This window comes from Rhizobacter sp. P3_B12, from assembly GCF_056402895.1.
Genome location: NZ_JBFUGN010000452.1, coordinates 1 through 4,835, shown reverse-complemented (window position 1 = coordinate 4,835; position 4,835 = coordinate 1). Strand labels below are relative to the sequence as shown.

Annotated in this window: 3 protein-coding genes and 1 pseudogene; all 4 read right to left on the bottom strand. The window is 67.6% G+C overall.

Annotated elements, in window-relative coordinates; translation table 11 throughout:
• A partial coding sequence (locus AC1D01_RS20965) for a VOC family protein (RefSeq protein WP_477869683.1) occupies nt 1-365 on the bottom strand: 365 nt, incomplete at its 3' end.
• 115 nt (nt 366-480) lie between these two features.
• The gene (gene accC, locus AC1D01_RS20960; protein ID WP_477869685.1) at nt 481-2,481 is read right to left on the bottom strand and encodes an acetyl-CoA carboxylase biotin carboxylase subunit; all 2,001 of its coding nucleotides are present in this window, start codon (nt 2,479-2,481) and stop codon (nt 481-483) included.
• Nucleotides 2,482-2,492: 11 nt separating this feature from the next.
• Nucleotides 2,493-4,025: an acyl-CoA carboxylase subunit beta gene (locus AC1D01_RS20955; protein ID WP_477869681.1), complete on the bottom strand. Its 1,533-nt coding sequence runs from the start codon at nt 4,023-4,025 to the stop codon at nt 2,493-2,495.
• A gap of 6 nt (nt 4,026-4,031) precedes the next feature.
• Nucleotides 4,032-4,817 (bottom strand): annotated as a pseudogene (meaB, locus tag AC1D01_RS20950) (methylmalonyl Co-A mutase-associated GTPase MeaB); the annotation flags it as partial.
• Nucleotides 4,818-4,835: the final 18 nt, after the last annotated feature.

Sequence of the window (4,835 nt, the reverse complement as noted above, 5' to 3'; positions counted from 1 at the left end):
AAGCAGATGTCGTGGCCGGCCGCGCCCTTGCGGATGCCGCCCGGCGCGAAGCGCACGCCGTTCGCGGTGAGCCATTCCACCGCGCGCGGCAGGTCGTCGATCCACAGCCCGATGTGGTTCAGCGGCGTCGTGTGCACCGCCGGCTTCTTCTGCAGGTCGAGCGGCTGCATCAGGTCGACCTCGACCTTGAACGCACCATGCCCCATCGCGCAGATGTCCTCGTCGACGTTCTCGCGCTCGCTGACGAAGTTGCCGGTGACCTCGAGGCCCAGCATGTCGACCCACAGCGTGCGCAGGCGCTCCTTGCGCTCGGCGCCGATCGCGACCTGCTGGATGCCCAGCACCTTGAAGGGACGCGTGTTCATCGTGAATTCCTTGTCGTGTACGGCACTTCGGCAGGCTCAGTGCGGCCCTTCGACAAGCTCAGGGCGAACGGGTGCCTTCCGTTCGGGCTGAGCCTGTCGAAGCCCTGCCCGCAACTCACTGAAACCGGATGATGACCTGATCGACCGCCAGGCTCTCGCCCTTCGCGGCCGACACCTCGGCAACCACGGCGTCCTGCGACGCCACCAGGATGTTCTCCATCTTCATCGCCTCGATCGTCGCGAGCCGCTCGCCGGCGCGCACCTGCTGCCCCGGCGTCACCGCCACGTCGACCAGCAAGCCGGGCATCGGCGACAGCMGGAACTTGGACAGATCCGGCGGCGCCTTGAACGGCATCAGCGCCTGCAGTTCGGCCACGCGCGGTGCCAGCACGCGCGCCTCGATCTGCGCGCCGTCGTGCGAGACGCGGTACGGCAGGCCCAGCCGCTCGATCTGCGCGACAAAGGGTTGGCCGTTGCAGTGCCCGTGGATCACCAGGTCGCGCAGGTTCGAATCGAACTCGATCAGGTACTGCGCGTCGCCGATGCGCACCTCGTAGGCCCCGCCCTGCGGCCGAACCGTCAGCGCGGTGCGCTCGCTGCGCCCCTCGCCCAGCGGCACGACGACGACGAAGGCATCGCCGACCTGGAACTCATGCCCCGGCATCTGCCCGCTGATGCGCGCCGCGCGCTCCAGGTGCTGGCGGTTCGCCACCGCCGCCAGCGCGCGCAGGAACAGCGGATCGGCAGGCGTCACCAGTTCGGCCGAGAAGCCCTTCGGGAAATGCTCGGCGATGAAGCCGGTGTTGAAGTCGCCGGCGACGAACTTCGGATGCGCGAGCAGCGCCGCCTGGAACGGGATGTTCGAGTTGATGCCGCGGATCGCGAAGCCGTTCAGCGCCTCGCGCATCTTCGCGATCGCGTCGGCCCGGTCGCGGCCGTGCACGATCAGCTTCGCGATCATCGAGTCGTAGAACATCGGGATCTCGCCGCCCTCGCTGACGCCGGTGTCCACGCGCACGCCGCCCTGCTGCTGCGGCGGCAGGTAGCGCACCAGCCGGCCGGTCGACGGCAGGAAATTGCGGAACGGGTCTTCGGCGTTGATGCGGCATTCCATCGCCCAGCCGTCGCGTTTGATCTGCCCTTGCGTGAACGGCAGCTTCTCGCCGGCGGCCACGCGGATCATCAGCTCCACCAGGTCGAGCCCGGTGATGCCTTCGGTCACCGGGTGCTCCACCTGCAGCCGGGTGTTCATCTCGAGGAAGTAGAAGCTGCGGTCCTTGCCGACCACGAACTCCACCGTGCCGGCCGACTGGTAGTTCACTGCCTTCGCGAGCGCCACCGCCTGCTCGCCCATCGCCTGGCGGGTCTTCTCATCGAGGAACGGGCTGGGCGCCTCTTCGATCACCTTCTGGTGGCGGCGCTGGATCGAGCACTCGCGCTCCCACAGGTAGACGGTGTTGCCGTGCGCATCGCCCAGCACCTGGATCTCGATGTGGCGCGGCTCCTCGACGAACTTCTCGATGAACACGCGGTCGTCGCCGAAGCTGTTGCGGGCCTCGTTCTGGCACGCGGTGAAGCCTTCGAACGCCTCCTTGTCGTTGAACGCGACGCGCAGGCCCTTGCCGCCGCCGCCGGCACTCGCCTTGATCATCACCGGGTAGCCGATGCCTTTCGCGATCTCGACCGCATGCTGCGCGGTGTCGATCGCGGCGTTGTGGCCGGGAATGGTGTTGACCGACGCCGCCGCGGCAAGCTTCTTCGAGGCGATCTTGTCGCCCATCGCGGCGATCGACGCATGCTTCGGACCGATGAAGACGATGCCTTCTTCCTCGACGCGGCGCGCGAACTCCTCGTTCTCGCTCAGGAAGCCGTAGCCCGGGTGCACCGCCTGCGCGCCGGTCTGCTTGCAGGCGGCGATGATCTTGTCCATCACCAGGTAGGACTCGCGCGACGGCGCCGGGCCGATGTGCACCGCTTCGTCGGCCAGCTCCACGTGGCGGGCGTCGCGATCGGCATCGGAATAGACGGCGACCGTCTGGATGCCCATCTTCTTCGCGGTGTGGATCACGCGGCAGGCGATCTCGCCGCGGTTGGCGATCAGGATCTTGGTGAACATCTTCATGCCCCTCACAGCGGAATGTTCCCGTGCTTGCGCCACGGGTTCTCGATCTTCTTGTTGCGCAGCATCACCAGCGACCGGCAGATGCGCCGGCGCGTCTCGTGCGGCTGGATCACATCGTCGATGAAGCCGCGTGCGCCGGCCACGAACGGATTCGCGAACTTGGCCTTGTATTCGGCCTCGCGCGCGGCCAGCCTGGCCGGATCGCCTTTCTCGTCGCGGAAGATGATCTCCACCGCGCCCTTCGCCCCCATCACCGCGATCTCGGCGTTCGGCCACGCGAAGTTCACGTCCCCGCGCAGGTGCTTGGAGCTCATCACGTCGTACGCGCCGCCATAGGCCTTGCGCGTGATCACCGTGATCTTCGGCACTGTGCACTCGGCGTACGCGTACAGCAGCTTGGCGCCGTGCTTGATGATGCCGCCGTACTCCTGGCTGGTGCCCGGCATGAAGCCCGGCACGTCGACGAAGGTCACCACCGGGATGTTGAACGCATCGCAGAAGCGCACGAAGCGCGCCGCCTTGATGCTGCTCTTGATGTCCAGGCAGCCGGCCAGCACCAGCGGCTGGTTCGCGACGATGCCCACCGTCTGCCCCTCCATGCGGCAGAAGCCGATGATGATGTTCTTCGCGTACTCGGGCTGCAGCTCGAAGAAGTCGCCGTCGTCGGCGGTCTTCACGATCAGCTCCTTCATGTCGTAGGGCTTGTTCGGGTTGTCGGGCACCAGCGTGTCGAGCGAGAGGTCGATGCGCTCGGCCGGGTCGTTGCTCGGCCGCACCGGCGCCTTCTCGCGGTTGTTCAGCGGCAGGTAGTTGTAGAGCCGGCGCAGCATCGCGAGCGCGTCGACGTCGTTCTCGAAGGCCAGGTCGGCGACGCCGCTGCGGCTGGTGTGGGTGGCGGCGCCGCCCAGCTCCTCGGCCGTCACCTCTTCGTGCGTCACGGTCTTCACGACCTCGGGGCCGGTGACGAACATGTACGAGCTGTCCTTCACCATGAAGATGAAGTCGGTCATCGCCGGCGAGTAGACCGCGCCGCCGGCACACGGCCCCATGATCATGCTGATCTGCGGCACCACGCCCGAGGCCATCACGTTGCGCTGGAACACCTCGGCATAGCCGCCGAGCGAAGCCACGCCTTCCTGAATGCGCGCGCCGCCCGAATCGTTGAGCCCGATCACCGGCGCGCCGACCTTCATCGCCTGGTCCATCACCTTGCAGATCTTCTCGGCATGGGCTTCGCTGAGCGCGCCGCCGAACACCGTGAAATCCTGGCTGAACACGAACACGAGGCGGCCGTTGATCATGCCGTAGCCGGTGACGACGCCGTCGCCGGGCACCTTGTTGTCGGCCATGCCGAAGTCGTGGCAGCGGTGCTCGACGAACATGTCCCATTCCTCGAAGGTGCCTTCGTCGAGCAGCAGCTCGATGCGCTCGCGCGCGGTCAGCTTGCCCTTGCCGTGCTGGGCGGCGATGCGTTTCTCGCCGCCACCCAGGCGGGCGAGCGCGCGCTTGGCTTCGAGTTGTTCGAGGATGTCGTGCATGTCGGCTCACTCCGGAGATGAAGACGGGGACGAGAAGAAAAGGCGCAGCAGCGTGTGCGCGGCCGATGACGGGGCGACGCGCGCGGCGGCGACGTCCTGCGTGACACCGGCCAGCGCCGCGTGCACGCGGGGATGGTGCTTGAAGTCGGCGTGCAGCCGCGCGTGGATCAGGTCCCACATCCAGGCCTGGGCCTGGCGCTGGCGGCGGCGTTCGAACTCGCCGCTCGCGCGGCGCTCGTCGGCGAACTGCTGCACGCGTTGCCAGAATTCATCGATGCCTTGCGACTTGAGCGCGCTGATCTGCATCACGCGTGCCGGGGGAACGTGGTCGGGCCGGCCGTGGAAGCTGAAGACGCGCAGCGCGCTGGTGATCTGGGCTTCGGCGCGGGTCGCGGCCACCGGGTCGAGGTCGGCCTTGTTGATGACGACCAGGTCGGCGAGCTCCATCACGCCCTTCTTGATGGCCTGCAGGTCGTCGCCGGCATTGGGCAGGTGCAGCAGCACGAACATGTCGGTCATGCTGGCGACCGCGGTCTCGCTCTGGCCGACGCCGACGGTCTCGACCAGCACCACGTCGTGGCCGGCGGCCTCGCAGACCAGCATCGCCTCGCGGGTCTTCTCGGCCACGCCGCCGAGCGTGCCCGACGACGGGCTCGGGCGGATGTAGGCGGCGTCGTTGACGGACAGCTGCTCCAGGCGCGTCTTGTCGCCGAGGATGGAGCCGCCCGAGACGGTGGACGACGGGTCGACCGTCAGCACCGCGACGCGGGGGCCCAGCGCGATCAGGTGCAGGCGCGATCAGGTGCAGGC